Origin of the sequence: Pseudomonas sp. UBA5568 (assembly GCF_002425525.1) — a bacterium.
Classification (GTDB): domain Bacteria; phylum Pseudomonadota; class Gammaproteobacteria; order Pseudomonadales; family Pseudomonadaceae; genus Aquipseudomonas; species Aquipseudomonas fulva.
On sequence record NZ_DIMK01000016.1, the window covers coordinates 47655 to 74115 of the forward strand.

A 26461-nucleotide genomic window follows, 5' to 3' on the forward strand; every position below is an offset into this window, starting at 1 on the left:
GGAAACGACTGCATGCAACCTGAGTAGTCATCTTCCGCGGCGGCACATCATCGCGCGTGATGTTCTGGCACAGGTCCGTCCGGGCCTCGATAGGGGTGCGCAACACGGGGGTGCTACGCGGGTGGCCTATAGTCGTGAGCGAAATGAGGGAAGTCAATCACCCTGTTACCGCATTGTTACGATCAGGGTGTTACTGGCGTTACTGCCTTAACGAACGGCCGGTTACAGGCGTTCGAGGCCAATGCAAGGGCAGGCGGCGAGCAGCTGGGACAATTGGCGGCCATCGGCAAGCCGGAAGTCTGCAGGTACCAGTTCGGCCAGCGGATAAAGCACGAAGGGCCTGGCATGCATGTGGTAGTGCGGTACCTGCAGGCGCGGCAGGTCCAGCATCTGGTCGCCGTACAGCAGGATGTCCAGGTCGAGGGTGCGCGGCCCCCAGCGTTCCTTGCGCACCCGGCCCTGGTCGTTTTCGATTGCCTGCAAGGCATCGAGCAGGTCAAGTGGCGCCAAGGCGCTGTCGAGCGCGGCGACCGCATTGGTGTAGCGGGGCTGACCCGGCAGTAGCGAATCGCTGGTATACAGCGCCGAAGCAGCCACCAGTCGCGTTGCCTGGACCTGATCGAGGGCGTCCAGGGCGCTGCGCAACTGCTCGGCCGGGGCATCCAGATTGCTGCCCAAGCCTACGTACACGCGGATGCTCACTCGAAGGCCTCTTCACCACCGCGCTTGCGCTTGCTGTTGCTGCGCTTGCGTTTGCGGGACGCACCGCCTTCATCACGGCTGCCCAGGTCGCGAATCATGTCGCGGCGCTCGCTGTCATTGGCTTCCTGATACTCGGTCCACCACTGGCCAAGGTCATCGGTTTCTTCGCCAGCGCTTTCGCGCAGCAGCAGGAAATCGTAACCGGCACGGAAGCGCGGATTGTCCAGCAGCATGTCGGCGCGTTTACCGCTGCGGCGCGGCAGGCGTTCCTGCATGTCCCAGATTTCGCGGATCGGCAGCGTGAAGCGCTTGGGGATGGCGATGCGCGCGCATTGCTCGGCGATCAGGTCATGGGCTGCGCCGTTCATGGCCGGAATCGGTGGCACCCCTTGGTTCTGCAGGTGCAGAACGCGTGCTGGCAGGGCAGGCCACAACAGGGCTGCGAACATGAAGGCAGGCGTTACCGGCTTGCCTTGCTTGACGCGCAGGTCCGTGTTGCTCAGCGCCTGGCTGATCAGCGTGTGGGTATAAGTGGGGCGGTCTTCCAGCGCCTGGGCACTGGCGGGGAACAGGGGTTCGAACAGCTGCAGGTCGACCAGCATTTCGAACACCATGGCGCCCTGGCCCGAAAGGAACAGCTTCAGGCTCTCTTCGAACAGCCGCGCCGGCGGTATTTCGCGTAGCAACGGCGCCAGGTCGCGAATCGGCTGTACGGTGTGCTTTTCGATACCGAAGTCGAGCTTGGCCGCGAAACGCACCGCACGCAGCATGCGTACTGGGTCTTCCTGGTAGCGATGGGTAGGATCGCCGATCAGGCGCAACAGGCGATTGCGCACATCGTGCACGCCGTTTGCGTAATCGAGGATGCGCTCGCTGACCGGATCGTAATACAGCGCGTTGATGGTGAAGTCGCGGCGCTGCGCGTCTTCTTCCAAGGTGCCATATACGTTGTCGCGCAAGATTCGCCCGCTGGCATTATGGGACGAGCGGTGGCTGTCGCCCTGATCGTCCTCGGAGTGAGGGGCACGGAAGGTGGCGACTTCAATGATTTCACGGCCGAAATGCACGTGAACCAACTTGAAGCGGCGGCCGATGATCCGCGCGTTACGGAACTCGGCGCGTACCTGTTCGGGGGTGGCGCTGGTGGCCACGTCGAAGTCTTTCGGCGTGATGCCCAGCATCAGGTCGCGGACACAACCACCGACCAGATAAGCCTGGTAACCGGCGCTCTGCAGGCGCTCCACGATGTTCACCGCATGGCGGCTGAACTGGTGGCGCTGCAGCGAATGCTGGCTTTTGTTGATCACCTCGGGCGTGGTACGCCGGTGGTGCTGGCCCGGTACGGGCGGGCGGAACGACTGGAACAGCTTCTTCAGCATGGGATGCACTGTTTGAAGGAATGTTCGGCCAAGAATATGAGAATGGCCGCATGATGGGCGGGGATTCTAGCATTTACTCGCGGGATGGTGTAGGCGGTCGCAGAATGCCTGCCCAAAGGCAGAAACGACAAGGGGAGCCTAAGCTCCCCAAGAAGTCGTTGCGTGTGCTCTTATTGTTTTTTTTGCGGGCTTCTTGTTTTTGTTGAGCGCCCTGCCACTAAGCGCGAAGCTTGTGGACGACCCCCAAGCCAGGGGTAAAGAGCAAACGGATTGCTTTGGCCGCTGATGTCACGTTGATCGTCGATCCATCCAGTTCAGGTGCTGCTTTTTAGTGCAGTTTTTGTTGTTCTCTGCCTGGGTGTGGGGCAAGCCCCAAACATGCATCCTCTCCAAAAGAATCAGTTAGCTGCGCCTCCGCCGTCTTGTTCTTATTGTGCGTGAGTCGTTTCGTCTTGTTCTTATTGTGGGTTGCAGTGCTTGTTATTGTTTTTGTACTAAGCATATAGCAGAAGGCGTGCCAACTTTGGCTGGCCCAGCAAATCCGGGGGTTTGGTCATTTCTGCAGGGTTGCATCCCAGGGGCGCAACGTGTTTTTCGTTACCGTTTGCCTCGGTAACTGTTACGTGCCAGCAGGCAGGTAACAGATTTTGCAGAGGGGGAGGGTGCGGGGAATCGGTTTGAGCCCTATTACGAGGAAGGGCTTTGCAGGGTGACCGAAGACGGGCAGGAGATGACGCCTGCCCGGTTGAATCAGTTCTCGCTGGTGGCGTTGGTTTTACGGCGTGGAATACCCAGGCGCTGCCTGCGCTCCCAAAGGCATTTACGGCTGACGCCCAGCTTGCGTGCCAGCTCGGTCTCGGTCATGTGGTCCTGATGCTCCAACACGAAATGCTGGAAGTAGTCCTCCAGCGACAGGTCTTCGGTCGGCTCATGACTGGCCGTGGCGGCACCGGCCACGGTCAGCGTACTGTCGAGCAGCTCGTCCTCGTCCAGCTCGCTGAGCTCGATGTCGATGCCCAATAGCTCCGCCGAAATTTCCGGGCTCTCGCTCAGGATCACCGCGCGCTCCACGGCGTTTTCCAGTTCTCGCACGTTGCCGGGCCAGCTGTAGTGACGAATGGCCTGCTCTGCCTCGGAAGAGAAGTGCAGATCGTCGCGCCCGATCCGCGCGCACTGGCGGGCCAGGAAGGCACTGGCAATTTCGTTCACATCGCTGCCACGCTCGCGCAGGGCAGGTAGCTTGAGCGCGATCACGTGCAAGCGGTAATACAAGTCTTCACGGAACTGACCGGCCTTGGCCAGGTTTTTCAGGTCTCGGTGAGTGGCCGCGATCAGGCGCACGTCGACCTTTTGCGACTGTACCGAACCCACCCGGCGAATTTCCCCTTCCTGAAGCACGCGCAACAGGCGCGCCTGAGCTTCGAGTGGCAGTTCGCCGATCTCGTCAAGGAACAAGGTGCCGCCGTCAGCAGCCTCCACCAGCCCGGCCCGGCCTGCGCTGGCGCCGGTAAAGGCGCCCTTTTCGTGACCGAACAGCTCGGACTCGATGAGCGTTTCGGGAATCGCCGCGCAGTTGACCGAAATCATCGGTGCCTTGGCCCGCCGAGACAAGTTGTGCAGCGCGCGGGCGACCAGTTCCTTGCCGGTGCCTGATTCACCCTGGATCAGCACATTGGAATCGGTAGGGGCGACCTTGCGGATCTTGTTGAACATGTCCTGCATGGGGGCGCAGGAACCGATGATGCCGATATCTCCGTTGGTCGCCGGTGCGCTGGCTTTGTCCGCCGGGGCAGACTTGCCGGAAACCGGGCGTGGCTCAGGGGCTGCGGGAGGCGCGCTTGGCCGATCACGCAGGATGCGCGCAACCGCCTGGAGCATCTCATCATGATCGAACGGCTTGGCGATGTAGTCGACCGCGCCCATTTTCATCGAGTCCACGGCCGAGCGCAGGCTGGCGTAGCTGGTCATGATCAGCACAGGCCTGCCCTCGCCGAGCTTGATCAACTCGGTGCCAGGGGCACCCGGCAGGCGCAGGTCGCTGACGATCAGGTCGAAGGTCGCAATGCTGAAGCGTTCCTGTGCTTCCTGCACCGAGCCGGCTTCGCTGACCTGGTACTGGTTCCGTTCGAGCAGGCGTCGCAGGGCCGAGCGGATGATGGTTTCGTCTTCGACGATCAGAATATGCGGCATTGATTCAATTCTCTCGACGGTCTCGATTTTCAGGGGACGTCGCTACGACATGCCGGGGCAGGGTCACGCGGATCCGTGTGCCACGTTGCCGTTCGATATCGGCCGGGCTGTCGATGGTGATTTGTCCATAATGCTCTTCCACGATGGAATAGACCAGCGCAAGGCCCAGCCCGGTTCCCTCGCCAGGGTCCTTGGTGGTGAAGAAGGGTTCGAACAAGCGATCCATGATGTTCTTCGGAATGCCGCTGCCCTCATCCTCCACGATCAGGTCGACCGTGTGCTCGCAGCCCACGGTGCGCACGCGGATCGCGCTGCCGGGTGGGGAAGCGTCCCGCGCATTGGACAGCAGGTTGATCAGCACTTGAGCCAGGCGCTGCGGGTCGCCCTCTGCCCAGTGGTCGGGGTCGCACAGGTTGAAGAACTGCACGTCGAAGTTGCGCCGATTCAAGGCCAGCAGGCCAATGGCGTCCTGGGCCACTTCGGCCAGGCACACGGGTTCTTCGCTGTTCTGATGACTGCCGCCTGCATGGGCGAAGCTCATCAGCGACTGCACGATGCGCGACACCCGCTTGGTCTGTTCGAGGATCTGGCTGGACAGCTCGATGATTTCCCCATCCCCTTCGCGCTCCTCGCGAAGGTTCTGCGCAAGGCAGGCGATGCCGGTGATCGGGTTGCCGATCTCGTGGGCCACACCCGCCGCCAGGCGACCGATGCTGGCCAGGCGTTCGGAGTGCACCAGCTTGTCTTCCAGGGCCTGGGTGTCGGTCAGGTCTTCCACCAGCAGCACCAGGCCACTGTTGCCTGGGGCCAGCGGTTCGTCGATGGCGGCCTTGTGCAGGTTCAGCCAGCGCGGCTGGCCGTCCAGCGCCAGGCGCTGCTTGTGCAAGTGTTCATCCGGCACATTGATGAAGCCCTGCAGCAGGCCCCGCCAGGGTTCGGCAATGGTGATCAGGCGCGAACCGACCACGTGCTTGGCCGCAATGCCGGTCAGCTCTTCCATGGCCTTGTTCCACATGAGGATTTCCTGGTCCTTGGCCAGGGAACATACCCCCATCGGCAGCTCCTGAAGCGTCTGGCGGTGATAGCGGCGCAACGCGTCGAGTTCGGCAGCCAGGCCGGTCAGGCGCGAGTGGTAGTCTTCCAACCGGCTTTCGATGAAGTGGATGTCTTCGGTCACATAGTTTTCATTGCCCGACTTGTAGGGCAGGAAGGTCTCCACCATGTCCTGGGCCACGCTTGGGCCCATCAGGCCGGACAGGTTGGCCTCGATGCGGTCGCGCAACCGACGCAGGGCGTAGGGGCGCCGCTCGTCGAAGGGCAGATACAGGTCGCGCAGGGCTTGCTCCACTTCTTTCTGCGCGGCCTTGGCGCCCAGTGGCTTGGCCAACTGGGTGGCGAACTCCTGTGGCGAGGCGGCGTGCAGTTCGCGGCGCTGGGGACGGCGGACGTTGTCGACGGCGCAGGCTTCGGCCGCGGCCACCTCTTCGTTGCTGGCATTGGTGAACAAGGAGATCAAGGTGAACAGCAGCACGTTGGCGGCCAGCGATGCAATGGCTGCCATGTGCCAGCTGGTGTCGTCGAGCACGTAGATCATGTCCAGCAAGGGGATGTAGAAACCCTGCAGGTTACCCAGCAGCGGCAGCAGCATGGTGCCCATCCACACCAGGGTGCCCGCCACTAAGCCGGCAATGAACCCCCGCCTATTCGCCGTGGGCCAGTACAGCACCGACAGGACCCCTGGCAGGAACTGCAAGGTGGCCACGAACGCGACGATGCCCAGGTTGGCCAGGCTCTGGTGGTTGCTCTGGGTGAGGTAGAACATGAAGCCGGCGGTGATGATGGCCACGATCAAGGCCCGGCGCGTCCACTTCAGCCAGCGGTAGATGTTGCCCTCGGCAGGCGGCTGGTACAGCGGCAGGACCAGGTGATTGAGCGCCATGCCCGAGAGGGCGAGGGTGGTCACGATGATCAACCCGCTGGCTGCCGAAAGCCCGCCGACATAGGCCAGCAGGGCCAAGGCCTGGTTGTTGGCCGCGATGCCCAACCCCAAGGTGAAGTATTCCGGGTTGGTACTGGCGCCCAGGCGCAAGCCGGCCCACAGCACCAGGGGCACGGCCAGGCTCATCAGCAGCAGGAACAGCGGCAGCCCCCAGCTGGCGCTGACCAGCGAACGCGGGTTGAGGTTTTCGGTGAACGCCATGTGGTACATGTGCGGCATGACGATCGCCGAGGCGAAGAACACCAGCAGCAAGGTGCGCCACGGGCCTTCCTGCAAGGGCGTGTGCAGGGCCGCGAGCGCCGTCTGGTTCTGCAGCAGCCAGACCTCCAGGCCGTGGGGCCCGCCAAAGACACCATACAGGGCATAAAGGCCGATGCCACCCAGGGAGATGAGCTTGATCACCGACTCGAAGGCGATGGCGAAGACCAGCCCCTCGTGCTTCTCACGGGTAGCGATGTGCCTTGAACCGAAGAAGATGGTGAACAGGATGATGAGGGCACAGAAGGCGAACGCTACCCGGGCCTTGACCGGCTCCCCGGTGAGGATGCTGATGGAGTCGGCCACGGCCTGGATCTGCAGGGCAAGCAGCGGCAACACCCCGATCAGCATGATCACCGTGGTCAGAGCCCCGGCCCAGGTGCTGCGAAAGCGAAAAGCCAGCAGATCGGCCAGGGACGATAGCTGGTAGGTCCGGGTGATCTTCAGGATCGGATACAGCAACACCGGTGCCAGCAGGAACGCCCCTGATACCCCCAGGTAACAGGCCAGAAAGCCGTAGCCGTACTGGTAGGCCAGCCCGACCGATCCGTAGAACGCCCAGGCGCTGGCATAAACCCCCAGCGACAAGGTGTAGGTAAGGGGGTGGCGGATGATCGAGCGCGGTATCAAGCCGCGTTCGCTGACCCAGGCCACGCCGAACAGCACCAGCAGGTAGCCGGCACTGATCAGGATCATCTGGGTCAGGCTAAAGCTCATCGGCATCTCGTTGGCTCTGCAGGATGAAAGTGACGACGATCAGGATGAGCCAGAGCAGGTACGGGCGGTACCAGGCTCCGGTGGGCTCGATCCACCAGTCCATGATGGCCGGGGAGAACAGGTAGATCCCCACGACCAGAAGCAGGACCAAACGATAGATGTACATGCGGGCCTCGACGGTTGGGCGCTGCGGGTGTGGATCTATTATTGGCGCATATGGCGTGGCGGATGCTAGCGGGAATCGGCAGCGTTGGCCAAGGGTTTGAATTTCATGGCCTTTTGATTCAGGTTGGCGGGTTATCGAAACCCGGCCTAGCGCAAGTCGGCCTCAGGGACCGTGGTGCGCTGGGCAATGCGTTCGGGCCGCCACTGCGCACGTGCCAGGTCCAGCACTTCGGCCGGGGTGGCGCTTGCGAGCTGCGCGGGCGTGTCCTGGCCCAGTGCCCTGAGCGCGCGCAGCAGCAGCGGGGTGGCCTGGTCGGCCTGCAAGGGCGGGGAGCGGTACGACTTGCCCAGCTTGTGGCCGTCAGGCTGGACGATCAGCGGGACATGCAGGTAGCGCGGCTGCGTGAAGCCGAGCAACTCCTGCAGGTACAGTTGACGGGGAGTGTTGTCGAGCAAGTCGGCGCCGCGCACGATGTCGGTGATGCCTTGCCAGGCGTCATCGAGCACCACCGCCAACTGATAGGCATAGAGCCCGTCGCGGCGCTGAATGACGAAGTCGCCGACGTCGCGGCCCAGGTGCTGCTCGTACTCACCTTGTACCCGGTCGGTGAAGCGGTAGGTCAGCTCCGGTACCCGGATACGAATCGCCGCACCTTCGCGGGCATGCCCGGCGTTGCGACAAAAGCCGGGGTAGATGCCGCCGTACGCTTCCAGCTGCTTGCGCGAACAGGTGCAGGCGTATGCCAGGCCCATGTTGAACAGGCGGTCGACCACGCTGGCATAAACATCAAAGCGCAGGCTCTGGAAAGCCACTTCGCCATCCCATTCCAGGCCGTAGCGCTCCAGGGTTTGCAGGATGGCATCGCGCGCGCCGGGCATTTCCCGTGGCGGGTCGGTGTCCTCCATGCGCAGCAGCCAACGCCCGCCCACGGCTCGGGCGTCCAGCCAGGACGCCAGGGCGGCTACCAGGGAGCCAAAATGCAGGAAACCGCTGGGGGTGGGGGCAAAGCGGCCGATGTAACGGGACTGGGTCATGATCGGGCAGGGCATATAAATGAAGCGGGGCGCATGATGCGCCCCGTTTGGAGAAGAAGACGATCAGCCTTTGCCGACGGTCTTTTCTTTCTTCTCGGCAATTTCCTTGCAGTCAAAGCACAGGTCGGCGGTAGGACGGGCCTCCAGACGGCGCAAGCCAATCTCGATCCCGCAGGAATCGCACCAGCCGTATTCTTCGTCCTGAATCTTTTGCAGGGTCTTGTCGATTTTCTTGATCAGCTTGCGCTCGCGGTCGCGGTTGCGCAGCTCGAGGGCGAATTCTTCTTCCTGGCTGGCACGGTCGGCCGGGTCGGGGAAGTTCGCCGCTTCGTCCTTCATGTGGTCCACGGTGCGGTCCACGCTCTGCATGAGCTCGCCTTTCCAGGCATTGAGAAGCTTGGTGAAGTGCTTCTTCATGGGCTCACCCATGTATTCTTCGCCCTTGGTCTCTTGATAGGGCTCGACACCGTACATGGTTTGACCGGTTTTTTGCTTTTCTACGGTGGACATGAATAGACCGCCTCTCACTCATCTGATCCTATGCGCAGGATGCTCCATCTCCGGCGACCGCCGGCCCTGCGACTGCGAGCCGCCGAACTTACCAGATAGATCGGGGGTGCGCTAGCCCGCCCGATCCTGCTTACTGACACCGGCGCGAACCGTACGTTCGATTGCGCGCAAGGGTAGAATCCCAAGTTTAGACCCGATTGAGAGAAGGACATGGCACAACCCTACAGTGCGCGCAGTCGCGCCATCGAACCCTTCCATGTCATGGCGCTGCTGGCGCGTGCCAATGAGCTGCAGGCAGCCGGGCATGACGTGATCCACCTCGAGATCGGCGAGCCGGACTTCACCACGGCGGCGCCCATCGTTGCCGCTGGGCAAGCCGCGCTTGCCGAAGGCCACACCCGGTACACGGCCGCCCGTGGTCTGCCGGCACTGCGCCAGGCAATCGCCGGTTTCTATGGTCAGCGCTACGGCCTTGACGTCGATCCGGAGCGCATCCTGATCACGCCAGGTGGTTCCGGGGCGCTGCTGCTGGCCAGCAGCCTGCTGGTCGATCCCGGCAAGCATTGGCTGCTGGCCGACCCGGGCTACCCGTGCAATCGCCACTTCTTGCGCCTGGTCGAGGGCGGGGCGCAGTTGGTGCCCGTAGGGCCTGAGGTGAACTATCAGCTCGATGCAGAGCTGGTGCACAAACACTGGAATGCCGATACGGTCGGCGCCTTGGTGGCATCACCTGCCAACCCGACGGGGACGGTGCTGGGGCGCGAGGCGTTGGCCAGCCTTGCCCAAGCCACGCGCGCCCGCGACGGTCACCTAGTCGTGGACGAGATCTACCACGGCCTGACCTATGGCATGGACGCGCCCAGCGTGCTCGAAGTGGACGATTCGGCGTTTGTGCTAAATAGCTTTTCCAAATATTTCGGCATGACCGGTTGGCGCCTGGGTTGGTTGGTGGCACCCGAAGATGCGGTGGCTGACCTTGAGAAACTGGCGCAAAACCTCTACATCAGCGCACCCAGCATGGCCCAGCACGCCGCGCTGGCCTGCTTCCAGCCGGAGGCGCTCGGGATCTTCGAGGCGCGCCGGGCAGAATTTGCCAAACGCCGTGATTACCTGCTGCCAGCCCTGCGCAGCCTGGGTTTCAAAATCGCCGTGGAGCCCCAGGGCGCGTTTTATCTGTACGCCGATATCAGCGCATTCGGGGGTGATGCCTTCGGCTTCTGCCGACATTTCCTGGAAACCGAGCACGTGGCGTTTACCCCTGGGCTGGACTTTGGTCGCCACCTGGCCGGCCATCATGTGCGCTTCGCCTACACCCAAAGCCTGCCGCGCCTGGAGCAAGCGGTCCAGCGGATTGCCCGTGGCCTGCAGAGCTGGCAGGGCTGATGCGCTTTTCTCCTGCCCTTGAACAAGGTCGGCTGCTGCGCCGGTACAAGCGCTTTCTGGCCGACATCGAACTGGCCACTGGCGAGCAGCTGACCATCCATTGCCCCAACACCGGCTCCATGCTCAATTGCATGCGCGAGGGTGGCCTGGTGTGGTTCAGTCGCTCAAGTGACCCGAAACGCAAACTGCCAGGCACCTGGGAAATCAGCGAAACCCCGCAAGGTAGGCTGGCGTGCGTCAACACCGGCCGCGCCAACGCATTGGTGGAGGAGGCGCTGCGGGCGGGGATCATCACCGAACTGGCAGGTTTCACTGCACTCAAGCGGGAGGTGGCCTACGGTGAAGAAGGCAGTCGCATCGATTTTCGTCTGGAATTCGACGGTGCACCGGCTTACGTGGAAGTGAAAAGCGTAACCCTGGGTTACGCCGACAGCACCACGGCGGCGTTCCCGGACGCCGTCACCCAGCGCGGTGCCAAGCACCTGCGCGAGCTGGCCAAGCTGGCGCGTCAGGGCATACGGGCGGTTCAGCTGTATTGCGTGAACCTGACGGGTATCGAGGCCGTACGACCGGCCGATGAGATCGACATGGCCTATGCCCAAGCGCTGAAGGTGGCGGCGGCCGAGGGGGTCGAAGTGCTGGCCTATGGGACCCGGCTGGATGCCGAGGGCATCGTCATTGACCGGCGCCTGCCGGTGATCCTCACGCCTTGAGCCAGATGCCCTGACTGTCTTCGAGGCAGTCCAGGGCCTGCAACGACTCGCCTTCGCAAGGCCCGGACACACATTCGCCCGTCTCGATCAAAAAGAGTGCGCCGTGGTGGCTACAGTGAATAAGGCTGTTGCTGTCGTCCAGAAAACGTTCCTGCGGCCCGTTCAATGCAATGCCACGGTGCGGGCAGCGGTTGCGGTAGAGGTAGACGCTGCCTTGGCGGCGAACGCCCAGCAGGAGAACGCCGTCTACATCGAACGGGCGGCTCTGGCCTTCGGGCAAGCTGTGGGAGGGGCAAAGAAAGTGCATGGCAGGCCTGACTCTTGGAACGGTGGTCGACTTGACGCGTCAATGCGAACAATTATCAAATGGCTGTCATTCGCTGCGCCTGGCGTTGCATGGTGCGCAGTTCTGCCGCCTGCTACAAGGTGTGGGGGCCAATCCAATAAAGGAAATCCAATGATGCGTCGCCTTGCCGCCGTGCTTGTTCTTGCCGCCTGCCCACTGCTCTGCACCAAGGCCCTGGCAGCCGAACAGTCAAGCCGTTGGGTCAGTGCTGGCGGTGCCTTGAGCGAGTGGGTGGTCGCGTTGGGCGCTGAGCGGCGGTTGGTCGGCGTCGATACCACCAGCCAACATCCAGCCTCCTTGAAAGCACTGCCCAGTATTGGTTATCAGCGCCAGTTGTCCGCCGAAGGCATTCTGAGCCTGCGCCCTGACAGGTTGATAGGTACGGATGAAATGGGCCCACCGCCGGTGTTGGCACAGATCACCAGGGCCGGCGTGCACGTCGAGGTGTTCTCCAGCCAGCCTGATATCGATGCCCTCGGGCAGACCCTCAAGCGCCTGGGCGAGCTGCTTGGGGCCCAGGCGCATGCCGCACGTGCGACTGAAGACTTTCGCCATCAGCTCGATGAACTGCACGACAAGGTACGCCAGGCACAAGCCGAGCAGCCCGCGCCCGGCGTGGTGTTGCTCGTGGGGCATGCCGGTGCCAAGCCGCTGTTGGCAGGTACCGGCACGGCAGGGGATTGGGTCTTGCAGCAGGCCGGGGGACGTAACCTTGCAACCCATCAGGGCTACAAGGACTTTTCCAGCGAGGCGCTCGCGGCGCTGGACCCGGACGTCATCGTGTTCTCGGACCGCGTGCTCACCGATCAAGCAGCCTTGCAGGCACTGTTGAAGGAAAACCCTGCACTGGCCGCCTCGCGTGCAGTGCACGATCAGCGCCTGGTTCAGCTTGACCCGACCTTGCTGGTCGGTGGGCTGGGGCCGCGCTTGCCAGCCACGCTTAGGGTGCTGGCCGCTGCGTTCTATCCGTCGGCCACTATCCGCTTCGCGCCATGAGGCCACGGGTTCGACCGCGCACGTTGTTCATCTGGCTGGGCTGTGCATGCGTGCTCGCCATCCTGCTTTCCTTGTCGCTGGGGCCCGTGAGTCTGCCGCTGACCGATACTCTGCAGGCCAGCTTGCGGCTTTTGGGTGTACCGCTTGCAGCAGAGGGTTTGCAGCAGGCGCAGATGATCATTGGCCAGATCCGCCTCCCGCGAACGCTGCTGGGGCTGGCTGTGGGCGCGGTGCTGGCCTTGTCGGGGGTGGCCATGCAGGGGTTGTTTCGCAACCCGCTGGCAGACCCTGGGCTGGTAGGCGTGGCGGCCGGTGCGGCGGTTGGCGCCGCAGTCGCGATCGTTGGGAGTCAATGGCTGGGTAACATACCCGAGGGTTTGTCACCGTATCTGTTGTCGCTGTGTGCGTTTCTGGGCGGACTGGGTGTGACCGCGCTGGTATACCGGCTAGGCAGGCGCGACGGGCAGACCAATGTGGCCACCATGCTGCTGGCCGGGGTGGCCATGACCGCACTGGGCGGCGCGACCGTGGGGCTCTTCAGCTACCTGGCAGATGACGCCACCCTGCGCACCTTGACGTTCTGGAACCTGGGCAGCCTCAATGGCGCAAGTTACGCGCGGATCTGGCCTCTGCTGCTGGTCGCGACGGGCGTTTCGCTCTGGCTACCTCGCCGGGCGAGGGCGCTCAACGTGCTGATGCTGGGGGAGTCCGAAGCCCGCCATCTGGGTATCGACGTCGAGCGCTTGAAGCGCGAGTTGGTGTTCTGCACGGCATTGGGTGTCGGGGCGGCGGTGGCCGCAGCCGGCTTGATCGGTTTCATCGGCCTGGTGGTGCCGCATTTGGTGCGAATGCTGGCCGGCCCTGACCACCGGGTGGTATTACCTGCCTCCTTGTTGGCAGGTGGCGCCTTGATGCTGATGGCCGATCTGGTGGCGCGGCTGCTGCTGGCCCCTGCCGAGCTTCCCATTGGTATCGTCACCGCTTTCATTGGCGCGCCGTTTTTCTTGTACCTGCTGATCCGAGGGCGCGCGTGATGCTGCAAACCGAAGGCCTCTACCTGCGCCGTGGTCAACAGGACGTTCTGCGGGGTATCGATCTGCAGCTACCGCCTGGGCAGATCGTCGGTGTATTGGGCCCGAATGGTGCGGGCAAAAGCAGTCTACTGGGAGCGCTCAGTGGCGAACTCGTGCCTGCGCAGGGGCGAGTGACACTGCAAGGGCGACCGCTGTCGGGCTGGGCCGGCCCCGAGCGCGCGCAGCGATTGGCGGTGTTGCCACAGGTGGCCAGCCTCGGTTTTGCGTTCCAGGTGCAGGACGTCGTGGGGATGGGGCGCATGCCGCATGCCACAGGGCGCCTGCGTGACGCACAGATTGTGGAGGCGGCATTGCAGGCAGCAGATGCAGCCCACCTTGCACAGCGCAGTTACCTGGCGCTGTCGGGTGGCGAGCGCCAGCGGGTGCACCTGGCACGGGTGATGGCGCAGTTGTGGCCGGGCGAAGAGGGCGTGACGTTGTTGCTCGACGAGCCCACCTCCATGCTCGACCCGCTGCACCAGCACACGACCCTGGAGGCGGTGCGTCGTTTCGCAGATCGTGGCGCTGCCGTTTTGCTCATTCTGCATGACCTTAACCTGGCAGCGCGGTTCTGCGACCAGATCCTGTTGCTGGAACAGGGGCGCAGTTACGCCTTGGCCAGCCCTGCCGGTGTGCTCACCCCAGAGGCGCTCAAGGCTGTCTTCGGAATCGATGTCATCGTGCAGGCGCACCCTGAGCGTGGGCATCCGTTGGTCATCGCCCGCTGAAAGAGAAGCAGGCCGTGTTCATGACGTCGGTCGGGTACTCGACCTGAACAGCCAGGCAAAAAAAGACCCGGCAAAATGCCGGGTCAATAACCGTGATTAGCCTGATGAGGAGATAATCTGAGAGTCCGAACCAAGGGCTCTGAGGTTATCCAACCAGTCTCGCGACCAGTTGTGATAATCATAACGATTCTCATTCGTGGGTCAATAGCTTATTACACTTTATTTTTGCCTCGCGCCGAGTGGCGGCTTCCAGCAGCTCGAGCAGTGCCGTCTTGCGCGGGTGCGGCAGCGCTCTCCAGGCAACATCCAGCAGGGCGCCTTCGATGGCGAACAGCAGTACCTTGGTAGCGCGAAAACCGCGAGCCTTCACCGTCAAGTAGGCCTGGACTGCGCCAAGGCGGCGCAGATCCGACGGGGTTTGCACGCCGGCGGCCTTAAGCCACTGGACTGACGTCTTGCCAAGGTTTTTCAGGCATTGCAGATCCTCGGTCATCACGCCTCCTTGCGATGGTTGAGGAAAGAGCGCATGGCGCTGGAGCAAGTGTAGCGGGGCCCTACACGTGCGCGGCCTTTTGACAAGGCCGCAGGTCGGAGGCGCGTCGCTTGAAACGGCGTCTTGCCGCTTCAGGTATCAGAGCCCTGGCAGGCGCTGACGGATTTGCTCGATGACATGGTCCATGCTGCTGCTCGCCTGGGTGTCTACCGGCGTGCTCAAGGCGACTTCCTTGGCAGCCAACGGCTCACGGCTTGCCTGTTGGGCCTGAACGACCTCCAGGGTGGCATCCGACGGATCCTGGTTCTGCGCCTGGCGTTGCTGCAGCCAGCTGCTGATCACGGCATCCGGGGCATGGCAATCGAGGATCAGGAAGGGGACGCCTGTTTGGCTCGCGACGTCGGCGGCGGCTTGGCGCTGTGCATGCTTGAGGTAGGTGGCGTCGAGTACCACCGGCAAGCCTGCCCGCAGCACGGTACCTGCAATCTGGTGAAGGCGCTGGTAAGTGGCTGCACTGGCCTCTTGGTCGTAGATGCCTGCGCTCAACTGGCCTGTCGTGTCTTGCGCCTGTTCGCCGAACAGACGTTTGCGTTCCACATCCGAGCGCACGCGCACGGCGCCCAGCGCTTCGACCAGACGCATGGCGACATGGCTCTTGCCGACTGCCGAAACCCCATGGGTAATGGCCAGCAGGCGTGAAGGAATGGCGCTGTAGCTTTCTGCGAGATTGGCGTAGTTGCGGTAGGTACGCAGGGTCGTGGCCTTCTGTACGCCATCGGCGTCGGCAGGCATGCTGAACAGCGCGACCTTGGCACGCACCAGGGCGCGGTAGGCCTTGTAGAAGTTGAGCAACTCCAGCCCTTCATAGTCGCCGGTCAGTTCCAGGTACTGGCTGATGAAACGCCGGGCCAGGCACTTGAGCCCGCGGTCCTCGAGGTCCATGGCCAGGAAGCCGGTATCGGCATAGACGTCGGTCAGGCGGAAGGGCTCATTGAATTCGATGCAATCGAAGATCACCACCTGGCCATCGATCAGGGTCGCGTTGCCCAGGTGAATGTCGCCGTGGCATTCGCGAATGAAACCTTCGGCCTTGCGGCGTTCGAGCAGCCCATGCAAGCGATCGAAACTGCTGCGCGCCCAAGCTTGCAGGGCGTCGAGCTGTTGCAGGTCGGCCTTGTCGCTCAGAAACGGACGGATCTGTTCGAAGTTCTGCTCCACCGGTGCCATCACGCTTTCTGGCGTACCCAGCGGGTGCTCCACCGGCACGCGAGGCGCCTGCATGTGGAACTCGGCGATCTGGCGGGCCATCTGGTCGACATGGGCAGCGGTCAGCTCACCGTTGGCCTGGAGAGTTGACAGCATCTGTCCCTGTGGGAACTGGCGCATTTTCAAGGCGAATTCGATGGCCTGGCCCTCTCCACCGATCTGCGGGGCGTCGGCGGTGCCGGTGATTGGCAGCACCTCCAGGTACAGACCGTCGGTCAGGCGCTGATTCAGGCGCAGTTCTTCGTTGCAGAAGTGCTGGCGCTGATCCAGGTGGGTGAAGTCGAGGAAGCCGAAGTTCATCGGCTTCTTGATCTTGTAGGCATACTCACCCGTGAGCAATACCCAGGAGATATGCGTCTCGATGAGGTGGAACCCATCCACGGGGTGGGGGTACAGGGCAGGGTTCTGCAACGCAGTGATGAGGGCTTGGCTCACGGGAAATCCTTCCGGGGGCAGGGAATTCGAATCGGCCATTATGGTCAATGGTGCCGTCCCTGCCTACCGCCGGGCCGCCTGCCCAGCCTCAGTAAAGTGCGTATAATCCGCCGCCATGACTCGATCTCGAAATTCCCGTACCCCCAAAAAACGCCCGACCGGCCGCTCCCGTGCCTGGCTGGGCTGGGCTTTGAAGCTCAGCCTGGTCGGCTTGGTGATCATCGCTGGCTTCGCGGTCTACCTCGATGCCGTCGTGCAGGAAAAGTTTTCCGGCAAGCGCTGGACTATCCCCGCCAAGGTGTATGCCAGGCCGCTGGAGCTGTTCACCGGCCAGAAACTGAGCAAGAACGACTTCCTCACCGAACTCGACGCGCTGGGTTATCGCCGTGAAAGTGCCGCCAATGGGCCAGGCGCGGCAGCGGTGAACGGCAACACGGTGGACCTCAATACACGTGGGTTCCAGTTCTATGAGGGCATGGAGCCTGCCCAGTTCGTCCGTGTACGGTTCTCCGGTGATTACGTGGCGGGACTGGCGGGCGCCGACGGCAAGGCCTTGGATGTGGTGCGGCTGGAGCCGCTGATGATCGGCGGCATCTACCCCAAGAACCTGGAGGATCGCATCCTGATCAAGATCGACCAGGTGCCCAAGTACCTGCTCGAAACCCTTGTGGCCACCGAAGACCGCGATTTCTACAGTCACTTGGGCGTGTCGCCCAAATCCATCGCCCGGGCCATGTGGGTCAATACCTCGTCCGGATCAATGCGTCAGGGTGGCAGTACCCTGACCCAGCAGTTGGTCAAGAACTTCTACCTCACCAGTGAGCGCAGCCTGAGCCGCAAGCTGACCGAGGCGATGATGGCGGTATTGCTGGAACTGCATTACGACAAGCGCGAAATCCTGGAGGCCTACCTTAACGAGGTGTTCGTCGGCCAGGACGGTCAGCGTGCCGTGCACGGTTTCGGCCTGGCCAGCCAGTTCTTCTTCAGCCAGCCGTTATCCGAGCTCAAGCTGCATCAAATTGCGTTGCTGGTCGGCATGGTCAAGGGCCCGTCCTACTACAACCCGCGCCGTTACCCGGAACGTGCGTTGGCCAGGCGTAACCTGGTACTGGACCTGGTCGCCGAGCAGGGTGTGGCCAGCCAGGCCGAAGTGGATGCGGCGAAGAAGATGCCGCTGGGCGTCACCAAGCGCGGCAGTCTGGCCGACAGTTCGTTCCCGGCCTTCCTCGACTTGGTCAAGCGCCAGCTGCGTCAGGACTACCGCGACGAAGACTTGACCGAAGAAGGGCTGCGCATTTTCACCAGCTTCGACCCGATCCTGCAGATGAAAGCCGAAACTTCGATGAACGAGACGTTCAAGCGCCTGGCCGGGCGCAAGGGCGCCGACGAGGTGGAATCGGCGATGGTCGTGACCAACCCGGAGACCGGCGAGGTGCAGGCACTGATCGGCAGCCGCCAGTCGGGCTTTGCCGGCTTCAACCGAGCCATCGATGCCGTGCGCCCGATTGGTTCCCTGGTCAAACCGGCGGTGTACCTGACGGCCCTCGAGCAGCCGAGCAAGTACACCCTGACCAGCTGGGTGCAGGACGAACCGTTCTCGGTCAAGGCTGCCAACGGACAGGTATGGCGCCCGCAGAACTACGACAGGCGTTCGCACGGCACCATCTACCTGTACCAGGGGCTGGCGCACTCGTACAACCTCTCCACCGCCAAGCTCGGCCTGGAAGTGGGTGTGCCGAACGTGATCAAGACCATCGGGCGCCTGGGTGTGGATGTGGACTGGCCGGCGTTCCCATCGATGTTGCTGGGTGCAGGCGGAATGTCGCCGATGCAGGTCGCGACCATGTACCAGACCCTGGCCAACGGCGGCTTCAACACGCCGATGCGCGGTATTCGCAGTGTACTGACAGCCGAAGGCGAACCGCTCAAGCGCTACCCGTTCCAGATCCAGCAGACGTTCGACCCGGCGGCCATCTACCTGGTCCAGAACGCCATGCAGCGGGTCATGCGTGAAGGCACCGGGCGCTCGGTATACAACACCTTGCCGCGCACCCTCACCCTGGCGGGCAAGACCGGTACCAGCAACGATTCACGTGACAGCTGGTTCTCAGGCTTCAGCCAGGACCTGCTGGCAGTGGTCTGGATGGGCCGCGACGACAACGGTAAAACGCCCTTCACCGGCGCTACCGGCGCGCTGCAGGTGTGGACCAGCTTCATGAAAAAAGCCGACCCACTGCCGCTCGACATGCCCCAGCCCGACAACGTTGTGCAGGCCTGGATCGATCCGTACAGCGGCCAGGGGTCTGACAGCAGCTGTCCGGGCGCCGTGCAGATGCCGTATATTCGCGGGAGTGAACCGCCTGCCGGCGCGACCTGTGGCGGCGAGCAGAATCCAGCTGAATCGGTCATGGACTGGGTCAAGGGCTGGATGAATTAAGCACAGGCTGCATTGAAGAGGTGTGACGTGAACAAGTGGCTGTTTCCTGCCGTGACGGCGCTGGTGGTGCTCCAGGGGTGCTCCAGCGTGCCTCGCGGCAATATACCGGTGGTCGACTCCAGTACCCGCGTGTCCAACAGCGAGCGCGTCACGGCCAAGCGCCAGGCCCCTGGCATCAACGCCGGCACGCCCCAGGCGCAGACCCTGCCGGAGGATTCCGGCGTCACGGTGATGATTCCCCAGGGGGCCGGGGCGTCCGGCATCCAGACGTTCCCTGCTGGCAATGGCGCGGCGCCTATCAGCACGACGCCGATCACCACCGAGCCGGTTAACGCCCAACCGATTACCACTGACCCTAACCCCATTGCCGACGAGCCTTTCGATATCGCGTCAATGAACAGCGCATCGGCCCCCAAGGCCAACAGCGCGCCTACCGGCATTCCGCGTAGCGGCGCTGGCGGCGGGTTGTCCGCTGACGAACAGCTCGATGGGCCGGTGCTGGCACTGCTGACCACCGCCCAGACGCAGCAGGGCAGCGGCGATTTCAACGGCGCGGCGTCGAGCCTGGAGCGGGCCCAGCGGATCGCACCGCGCGAGCCGCAGGTGCTCTACCGGTTGGCGCAGGTAAGGCTGTCCCAGGGCGACGCCCCGCAGGCCGAGCAGTTGGCGCGCCGTGCGCTGACCTATGCCAATGGTCGTCCGAGCTTGCAGGCCGAGTTGTGGAATACGATCGCCCAGGCGCGTGAAAAGCAAGGCGACAGTGCCGGGGCAGCGCAGGCACGGCAAAAGGCACGGGTGAGCTCGTGACGGTGGAACCGCGGGTACTGGCCATTGCCGATCACCTGATGCTGATCGAGCGTGAGTTGCAGGTGCAAGGTTGGTGGGACGACGAGGCGCCTGACGACGATGCCCTGGAGAGCACGGTGCCCTTTGCGGTCGACACCTTGCGTTTCGAGCAGTGGCTGCAGTGGATTTTTCTGCCGCGCATGAAGATCATCATCGAGTTGGGTCATCCATTGCCCAATGCGTCGGGGATCCTCACCATGGCTGAAACCGTGTTCGTGAACCGGCCGGAGCAGAGCCGGGAGCTGCGCCGACTGTTGGCAGCATTCGACCAATTGATCGCCCCGACCGCCTGATTTCTTCCAATTTTCCTTCAAGGGCCGCAGATTGTGGCCCTTTTTTATGGAAATCTTAATTTTCCTGCTGCTTTAGTGATTTTTAGTGGTGCCAGGAATTCATCTTGGCTGAAAATTGGCAATAATTTTTCTTGACTTGTCGCCGCCAAATCACAAGAATCCAACTTCCGCTGTAGTGGGACTGCCAGAAGCAGACCCGCTAAGCAGATCATGAGGCGCACACCCGCGCCGACCTGTTACACCCCGCAACGCGTTACCTCGCGCTGGGTGGGAAACCCCCGCAACACTCTGGGGAGCTCCCAATACTTGCTCAGTCAGTGCTGACGTTCGCTCATGCTCTGCTTGGCAGTAAACCTATTAAGACCCGCCTGTTGGGGCGGTATTCTGGCGTTTTAGAGGTGAACAACGTGGAGCTTTTATCTGGCGCTGAGATGGTCGTCCGCTTCTTGCGTGACGAAGGCGTTAAGCACATCTACGGGTACCCTGGTGGTGCTCTCCTGCACGTCTACGACGCGCTGTTCAAGGAACCGGAAGTCGAGCACATCCTGGTTCGCCACGAACAGGCGGCGACCCACATGGCCGACGGCTACGCCCGCGCTACCGGCAAGGCCGGCGTGGTGCTGGTGACGTCCGGCCCGGGTGCGACCAATGCCATCACGGGCATTGCCACTGCCTACATGGACTCCATTCCGATGGTCATTCTATCCGGCCAGGTGCCTAGCACCATGGTAGGTACCGATGCCTTCCAGGAAACCGACATGATCGGTATCTCCCGGCCTATCGTGAAGCACAGCTTCATGATCAAGAACCCGACCGAGATTCCGGAAATCCTGAAAAAAGCGTTCTACCTGGCGCAATCCGGCCGCCCAGGCCCGGTGGTGGTCGATATCCCCAAGGACATGACCAACCCGGCTGAAAAATTCGAGTACGTGTACCCCAAGAAGGTCAAGCTGCGCTCCTACAGCCCGGCCGTGCGCGGTCATTCCGGGCAGATTCGCAAGGCAGCAGAAATGCTGCTGGCTGCCAAGCGCCCGATCGTCTACGCCGGCGGCGGCGTGATCCTGGGTGGTGGATCCGAGTCCCTGACCGAGATCGCCAAGTCGCTGAACTTGCCCGTCACCAATACCCTCATGGGGTTGGGCTGCTTCCCGGGTACCGATCGCCAGTTCCTTGGCATGCTGGGCATGCATGGCAGCTTCACCGCCAACATGGCCATGCACAACGCCGATGTCATCTTCGCCGTAGGCGCGCGTTTCGACGACCGTGTGGTCAACGGCCCGGCCAAGTTCTGCCCGAACGCCAAGATCATCCACATCGACATCGACCCGGCGTCGATCTCCAAGATGATCAAGGCCGACGTACCGATCGTTGGCCCAGTGGACAGCGTGTTGTCCGAGATGATCGGCATTCTCAAGGAAATCGGCGAGCAGCCTGAGAAGGCGTCGCTGGATGCCTGGTGGAAGCAGATCGACGAATGGCGTGGCAATGGCGAGCTGTTCCCTTATGACAAGGGCGACGGCAATGTCATCAAGCCGCAGAAAGTCATCGAGACCCTGTGCGAAGTTACCAACGGCGATGCCTTTGTGACCTCGGACGTGGGCCAGCACCAGATGTTCGCTGCCCAGTACTACCGCTTCAACAAACCCAACCGCTGGATCAACTCCGGTGGCCTGGGCACCATGGGCTTCGGCTTCCCGGCAGCGATGGGCATCAAGCTCAATTTCCCGGACCAGGACGTGGCCTGTGTAACCGGTGAAGGCAGCATCCAGATGAACATCCAGGAGCTGTCGACCTGCATGCAGTACGGCCTGCCGGTCAAGATCGTCAACATGAACAACGGTGTGCTGGGCATGGTTCGCCAGTGGCAGGACATGGCCTACAACGGCCGTCACTCGCACTCTTATGTCGAGTCGCTGCCTGACTTCATCAAGCTGGCCGAGGCCTATGGCCATGTGGGTATCCGCATTACCAGCCTGAAGGACCTCAAGCCCAAGCTCGAGGAAGCCTTCGCGATGAAGGATCGCCTGGTGTTCATCGACATCGCGGTTGACCGCAGCGAGCATGTCTATCCGATGCAGATCAAGGACGGTTCGATGCGTGACATGTGGCTGAGCAAGACGGAGCGTACCTGATATGCGGCATATCATCTCCCTGCTGCTGGAAAACGAACCGGGTGCCTTGTCCCGTGTGGTCGGCCTGTTCTCCCAGCGCAACTACAACATTGAAAGCCTGACCGTGGCGCCGACTGAAGACCCGACCCTGTCGCGTCTGACGTTGACCACCGTTGGCCATGACGAAGTGATCGAACAGATCACCAAGAACCTGAACAAGCTGGTCGAAGTGGTCAAGCTTGTCGACCTGTCGGAAAGCGCTCATATCGAACGCGAGCTGATGTTGGTCAAGGTCAAGGCCACCGGTGCCCAGCGTGCCGAGATCAAGCGCACCACGGATATCTTCCGTGGCCAGATCGTCGATGTGACCGCCAGCGTGTACACCGTGCAACTGAGCGGCACCAGCGACAAGCTGGACAGCTTCATCCAGGCCATCGGCACCGCATCGATTCTCGAAACCGTGCGCAGCGGCGTTACCGGCATTGCCCGTGGCGACAAAGTGCTCAGCATCTGAATTCAACAATAAATTAGCGATGGCTCCTTTGGGGCCGGGATATAACCAGGGGTATTTCATGAAAGTTTTCTACGATAAAGACTGCGACCTTTCCATCATCCAAGGTAAGAAAGTCGCCATCATCGGCTACGGCTCCCAAGGCCACGCTCAGGCGTGCAACCTGAAAGACTCCGGTGTGGACGTCACTATCGGTCTGCGTAAAGGTTCGGCCACCGTTGCCAAGGCAGAAGCCCACGGCCTGAAAGTGACCGACGTAGCCTCGGCGGTCGCCGCTGCCGACCTGGTCATGATCCTGACCCCGGACGAATTCCAGGGCCAGCTGTACAAGCAGGAAATCGAACCAAACATCAAGAAGGGCGCTACCCTGGCGTTCTCCCATGGCTTCGCGATTCACTACAACCAGGTGGTTCCACGCGGCGACCTCGACGTGATCATGATCGCACCGAAAGCCCCGGGTCACACCGTGCGCTCCGAGTTCGTCAAAGGTGGCGGTATCCCTGACCTGATCGCCATCTATCAGGATGCTTCTGGCAATGCCAAGAACGTTGCCCTGTCCTACGCCTCGGGTGTGGGTGGTGGCCGTACCGGTATCATCGAAACCACCTTCAAGGACGAGACCGAAACCGACCTGTTCGGCGAGCAGGCCGTGCTGTGTGGCGGTACCGTCGAACTGGTCAAGGCTGGTTTCGAGACTCTGGTCGAAGCGGGCTATGCCCCTGAAATGGCCTACTTCGAGTGCTTGCACGAGCTGAAGCTGATCGTTGACCTCATGTACGAAGGCGGTATCGCCAACATGAACTACTCGATCTCCAACAACGCCGAATACGGCGAGTACGTGACCGGTCCGGAAGTCATCAACGAAGAATCCCGTAAAGCCATGCGCAATGCACTCAAGCGCATCCAGGACGGCGAGTACGCGAAGATGTTCATCTCCGAAGGTGCTACCAACTACCCATCGATGACCGCCAAGCGCCGTAACAACGCCGCGCACGGCATCGAAGTCATCGGCGAGAAACTGCGTTCGATGATGCCGTGGATCTCGGCCAACAAGATCGTCGACAAGACCAAGAACTAAGGTTCGTCGAACGATGAAAAACGCGGCTTAGGCCGCGTTTTTTCGTTCTGGCAGCCAGCTTCTGGTATAAAGCAGACCAGTGGCCCGCCGTCAGAACCTGTTTAGCGGGCCCGTGTCGAACTTTTTCCATCCTGTTGCAAGGTACCCTCCATGAGCGAACGTCCCGAAGAGCCGAACAAGCCCTCCGACGCCGAAAGCCTGCTACCTGTCGATGAGCACATTGAAGAGGGGCATGACGACGAAGGGCGCAAGGTGCGTCATCGCGGCATTTATCTGCTGCCCAACCTGTTCACCACCGCGAACCTGTTCGCCGGTTTCTATTCCATCATCAGTTCAATGAACGCGCAGAGTGCCCTGAGCGCTGGCGATCCACGCGAAGCGAGCAAGTATTTTGCCTTTGCTGCCATCGCCATCTTCGTGGCCATGGTGCTCGATGGCCTCGATGGCCGGGTGGCGCGCATGACCAATACCCAGAGCGCCTTCGGCGCCGAGTACGATTCGCTGTCGGACATGGTCGCCTTCGGCGTGGCCCCGGCCCTGCTGGCCTTTGGCTGGGCGCTGGGTGACATGGGCAAGGTCGGCTGGATGGTGGCCTTCATTTATGTGGCCGGTGCCGCGCTTCGCCTGGCGCGGTTCAATACACAGGTGGGAACCGCCGACAAACGCTATTTCATCGGCCTGGCCAGCCCGGCTGCGGCCGGTGTGGTAGCCGGTACCGTATGGGCGTTCAGCGACTATGGCATCCAGGGCTCGAAGCTCTCGTTCCTGGTGGCGCTGTTGGTGGCGGCTGCGGGCATGCTGATGGTCAGCAACATCAAGTACAACAGTTTCAAGGAGCTTGACCTCAAGGGGCGTGTACCTTTCGTGGCGATCCTTGCCGTGGTGCTGGTGTTCGCGGTGGTCTTCAGCGATCCACCGCGCATTCTGCTGCTGGCCTTCCTGGCCTATGCGGCTTCCGGCCCCATTCAGTTCCTGCTGCGCTCGCGTCGCCGAAAAGGGTGATAATCGCTTAATTGTGGAATAACCCTCCGGCTCCATAGTCTTACTGGTACATCCGTTATCCAGTGCTGTGGAGCCGCTCATGCTTATCAAGCTTTCCAGGTCTTCCGAATGCAAGGCGTCGGAGATCACCCCTGAAGGTCTCTATCTCTCGCGCCGCGCCCTGATGGGCGGTTCGCTCGCGGGTCTGGCACTGGGTACGTTGCCGGGCAATGTCCTGGCTGGCGAGCCGTCTCGCTATCCTGACGTACAGGCTGGCAAGGCGCCTGCCTGGTTTGCCGAAAAGCTGCCCGATACCCGCTGGCAGGCGGTGACAGTCCAGAACGAAGCCGTGACCCCCTTCAAGGATGCCACCCACTACAACAACTTCTATGAGTTCGGGCCCGACAAGGGCGACCCGGCTGCCAACGCAGACAGCCTCAAGACCGAACCCTGGAGCGTTGTCATCGATGGGGAAGTGGGTAAACCCGGTCGCTACGCACTGGAGGACTTCGTCAAACCCTACCAACTTGAAGAGCGTGTCTACCGGCTTCGCTGCGTGGAGGCGTGGTCGATGGTCATTCCGTGGCTGGGTTTTCCATTGGCGCACGTGCTCAAGCAGGTCGAGCCCACCTCCAAGGCCCGTTATGTCCGTTTCGAAACGCTCGAGGATCCCAAGAGCATGCCCGGCCAACGTTCTGGCTTTGCATTGATCGATTGGCCTTATGAAGAGGGGCTGCGCCTGGATGAGGCGATGCATCCGTTGGCCATCCTGGCAGTCGGTATGTATGGCCGGGAGCTGCCGAACCAGAACGGGGCGCCGCTCAGGTTGGTCGTGCCTTGGAAGTATGGTTTCAAAAGCATCAAGTCGATCGTGCGCATCAGCCTGGTGGCAGAACAACCGAAAACCACGTGGCAGGGGTTGGCCCCGGACGAGTATGGTTTCTATGCCAATGTGAACCCGACGGTCGATCACCCGCGCTGGAGCCAGGCTCGTGAACGCAGGTTACCTAGCGGGCTGTTCAGTCCCAACGTGCGGGAGACACAGATGTTCAACGGCTATGCCGATGAGGTGGCGTCGCTATATGACGGGCTCGATCTGCGGAAGAACTACTGATGCGATACCCCTGGTTTCGTCTGGGCATATTCATGGCAGGCTGCTTGTTTCCGGCCTGGTGGCTCTATGAGGCCTCGGTCAACCTGTTGGGCCCTGATCCGGGCAAGGTGTTGATGGATCGATTGGGGTTGGGCGCCTTGGTGTTTCTATTGATCAGCCTGTGCATGACGCCATTGCAGCGGGTTACGGGTTGGCCGGGCTGGATCGTGGTGCGACGTCAACTTGGGCTGTGGGTGTTTGCCTACATCGTGTTGCACGTGCTGGCGTATCTGTTCTTTATCCTGGGGTTGGACTGGGGACAGTTGACGGTAGAGCTGCGCAAGCGGCCGTACATCATCGTCGGTGCGCTTGGCTTGCTTGGTTTGCTGGTGTTGGCGGTCACCTCCAATCGCTACAGTCAGCGCCGCCTGGGCGCGCGATGGAAAAAGCTGCACAGGCTGGTCTACGCGGTACTGGGCTTGGGGCTGCTGCATTTCCTATGGATTGTGCGATCTGATCTGCGGGAGTGGGCTGTCTATGCCTTTATTGGGCTGCTATTGATAGTGCTGAGGATACCGGCTGTTGCCCGTTCGCTTCCCCGCGTACACCGCCGACGGGGAAGGTCGGCTTGAGTTGGTATTGGGGTAATAGGTGCTTGTCTCGCGATTTCTGAAAATAGTGGTTGACGCAGTTCCTAATCCGCTTATAATGCGCCCCACTTCC

General features: G+C 61.8%; 24 protein-coding genes. 14 read left to right on the forward strand and 10 right to left on the reverse strand.

Translation table 11 applies throughout. From position 1 onward, the window contains the following. Positions 1-222: 222 nt before the first annotated feature. From folK to dksA, 7 genes are all read right to left on the reverse strand, one after another. Positions 223-702, reverse strand: a complete 480-nt coding sequence (folK, locus tag B2S33_RS05080; protein WP_280078263.1) for a 2-amino-4-hydroxy-6-hydroxymethyldihydropteridine diphosphokinase — start codon at positions 700-702, stop codon at positions 223-225. Further along, complete coding sequence (locus tag B2S33_RS05085; protein ID WP_280078262.1) at positions 699-2081, reverse strand: polynucleotide adenylyltransferase PcnB; 1383 nt, start codon at positions 2079-2081, stop codon at positions 699-701. Before B2S33_RS05085 ends, folK begins: the two co-directional genes overlap by 4 nt. A gap of 750 nt (positions 2082-2831) precedes the next feature. Further along, positions 2832-4271 carry a sigma-54-dependent transcriptional regulator gene (locus B2S33_RS05090; protein ID WP_027915398.1) on the reverse strand — a complete coding sequence of 480 codons (1440 nt, stop codon included), beginning with the start codon at positions 4269-4271 and terminating at the stop codon, positions 2832-2834. 4 nt (positions 4272-4275) lie between these two features. Further along, positions 4276-7251 (reverse strand): sensor histidine kinase, encoded by a 2976-nt coding sequence (locus B2S33_RS05095; protein ID WP_027915397.1) that lies wholly within the window; start codon positions 7249-7251, stop codon positions 4276-4278. Next, positions 7235-7411 (reverse strand): hypothetical protein, encoded by a 177-nt coding sequence (locus tag B2S33_RS05100; RefSeq protein ID WP_003250005.1) that lies wholly within the window; start codon positions 7409-7411, stop codon positions 7235-7237. Before B2S33_RS05100 ends, B2S33_RS05095 begins: the two co-directional genes overlap by 17 nt. Positions 7412-7557: 146 nt before the next feature. Further along, positions 7558-8445: a tRNA glutamyl-Q(34) synthetase GluQRS gene (gluQRS, locus tag B2S33_RS05105; RefSeq protein ID WP_288650000.1), complete on the reverse strand. Its 888-nt coding sequence runs from the start codon at positions 8443-8445 to the stop codon at positions 7558-7560. Between the two features lie 63 nt (positions 8446-8508). Beyond that, positions 8509-8955 (reverse strand): RNA polymerase-binding protein DksA, encoded by a 447-nt coding sequence (gene dksA, locus B2S33_RS05110; protein WP_023533176.1) that lies wholly within the window; start codon positions 8953-8955, stop codon positions 8509-8511. Positions 8956-9165: 210 nt separating this feature from the next. Between dksA and B2S33_RS05115 the strand changes: the two genes are divergently transcribed. Together B2S33_RS05115 and sfsA are read left to right on the forward strand one after the other, a co-directional pair. After that, positions 9166-10338, forward strand: a complete 1173-nt coding sequence (locus B2S33_RS05115; RefSeq protein WP_280078261.1) for a pyridoxal phosphate-dependent aminotransferase — start codon at positions 9166-9168, stop codon at positions 10336-10338. Next, complete coding sequence (gene sfsA, locus B2S33_RS05120) at positions 10338-11051, forward strand: DNA/RNA nuclease SfsA (protein ID WP_027915394.1); 714 nt, start codon at positions 10338-10340, stop codon at positions 11049-11051. The genes B2S33_RS05115 and sfsA overlap by 1 nt, the downstream gene beginning before the upstream one ends. Here the strand turns inward: sfsA and B2S33_RS05125 are convergent. Further along, positions 11041-11358, reverse strand: a complete 318-nt coding sequence (locus B2S33_RS05125) for a Rieske (2Fe-2S) protein (RefSeq protein WP_049696576.1) — start codon at positions 11356-11358, stop codon at positions 11041-11043. The two genes, sfsA and B2S33_RS05125, sit on opposite strands and share 11 nt — an antisense overlap. A gap of 150 nt (positions 11359-11508) precedes the next feature. Between B2S33_RS05125 and B2S33_RS05130 the strand changes: the two genes are divergently transcribed. The 3 genes from B2S33_RS05130 to B2S33_RS05140 are packed head-to-tail and all read left to right on the forward strand — an operon-like array spanning position 11509 to position 14194. Continuing rightward, positions 11509-12393, forward strand: a complete 885-nt coding sequence (locus B2S33_RS05130; RefSeq protein WP_288650002.1) for a heme/hemin ABC transporter substrate-binding protein — start codon at positions 11509-11511, stop codon at positions 12391-12393. Positions 12394-12443: 50 nt separating this feature from the next. Continuing rightward, on the forward strand, positions 12444-13427 hold the full coding sequence (locus tag B2S33_RS05135; RefSeq protein ID WP_173645898.1) for a FecCD family ABC transporter permease: 984 nt from the start codon (positions 12444-12446) through the stop codon (positions 13425-13427). Continuing rightward, a complete protein-coding gene (locus B2S33_RS05140) occupies positions 13427-14194 on the forward strand; it encodes a heme ABC transporter ATP-binding protein (RefSeq protein WP_104925835.1) in 768 nt (255 codons plus the stop codon). Before B2S33_RS05135 ends, B2S33_RS05140 begins: the two co-directional genes overlap by 1 nt. A gap of 190 nt (positions 14195-14384) precedes the next feature. Here the strand turns inward: B2S33_RS05140 and B2S33_RS05145 are convergent, their stop codons facing one another. Together B2S33_RS05145 and B2S33_RS05150 are read right to left on the reverse strand one after the other, a co-directional pair. Beyond that, positions 14385-14687, reverse strand: a complete 303-nt coding sequence (locus B2S33_RS05145) for a TfoX/Sxy family protein (protein WP_027915389.1) — start codon at positions 14685-14687, stop codon at positions 14385-14387. Between the two features lie 138 nt (positions 14688-14825). Continuing rightward, positions 14826-16388 carry a bifunctional aminoglycoside phosphotransferase/ATP-binding protein gene (locus B2S33_RS05150; RefSeq protein ID WP_288650003.1) on the reverse strand — a complete coding sequence of 521 codons (1563 nt, stop codon included), beginning with the start codon at positions 16386-16388 and terminating at the stop codon, positions 14826-14828. Positions 16389-16503: 115 nt separating this feature from the next. Between B2S33_RS05150 and mrcB the strand changes: the two genes are divergently transcribed. The 9 genes from mrcB to msrQ all read left to right on the forward strand — a co-directional run bounded on the left by mrcB (position 16504) and on the right by msrQ (position 26370). Beyond that, a complete protein-coding gene (gene mrcB, locus B2S33_RS05155) occupies positions 16504-18825 on the forward strand; it encodes a penicillin-binding protein 1B (RefSeq protein WP_028687825.1) in 2322 nt (773 codons plus the stop codon). Between the two features lie 27 nt (positions 18826-18852). Further along, complete coding sequence (locus B2S33_RS05160; RefSeq protein WP_027915386.1) at positions 18853-19632, forward strand: tetratricopeptide repeat protein; 780 nt, start codon at positions 18853-18855, stop codon at positions 19630-19632. Between the two features lie 2 nt (positions 19633-19634). After that, entirely contained in the window at positions 19635-19964 is a 330-nt protein-coding gene (locus tag B2S33_RS05165; protein WP_023533148.1) for a YqcC family protein, read from the forward strand. A gap of 407 nt (positions 19965-20371) precedes the next feature. Continuing rightward, positions 20372-22096: an acetolactate synthase 3 large subunit gene (locus B2S33_RS05170; protein WP_023533127.1), complete on the forward strand. Its 1725-nt coding sequence runs from the start codon at positions 20372-20374 to the stop codon at positions 22094-22096. Position 22097: 1 nt separating this feature from the next. After that, the gene (gene ilvN, locus B2S33_RS05175) at positions 22098-22589 is read left to right on the forward strand and encodes an acetolactate synthase small subunit (protein ID WP_003250040.1); all 492 of its coding nucleotides are present in this window, start codon (positions 22098-22100) and stop codon (positions 22587-22589) included. A gap of 58 nt (positions 22590-22647) precedes the next feature. After that, positions 22648-23664 carry a ketol-acid reductoisomerase gene (gene ilvC, locus B2S33_RS05180; protein ID WP_023533144.1) on the forward strand — a complete coding sequence of 339 codons (1017 nt, stop codon included), beginning with the start codon at positions 22648-22650 and terminating at the stop codon, positions 23662-23664. A gap of 150 nt (positions 23665-23814) precedes the next feature. Beyond that, positions 23815-24666, forward strand: a complete 852-nt coding sequence (gene pssA, locus B2S33_RS05185; RefSeq protein WP_023533151.1) for a CDP-diacylglycerol--serine O-phosphatidyltransferase — start codon at positions 23815-23817, stop codon at positions 24664-24666. A gap of 79 nt (positions 24667-24745) precedes the next feature. Beyond that, positions 24746-25759: a protein-methionine-sulfoxide reductase catalytic subunit MsrP gene (gene msrP / locus B2S33_RS05190; protein WP_027915385.1), complete on the forward strand. Its 1014-nt coding sequence runs from the start codon at positions 24746-24748 to the stop codon at positions 25757-25759. After that, positions 25759-26370, forward strand: coding sequence for a protein-methionine-sulfoxide reductase heme-binding subunit MsrQ (gene msrQ / locus B2S33_RS05195; RefSeq protein ID WP_288650005.1), 612 nt, complete (start codon positions 25759-25761; stop codon positions 26368-26370). The genes msrP and msrQ overlap by 1 nt, the downstream gene beginning before the upstream one ends. The last annotated feature ends 91 nt before the right edge of the window (positions 26371-26461 follow it).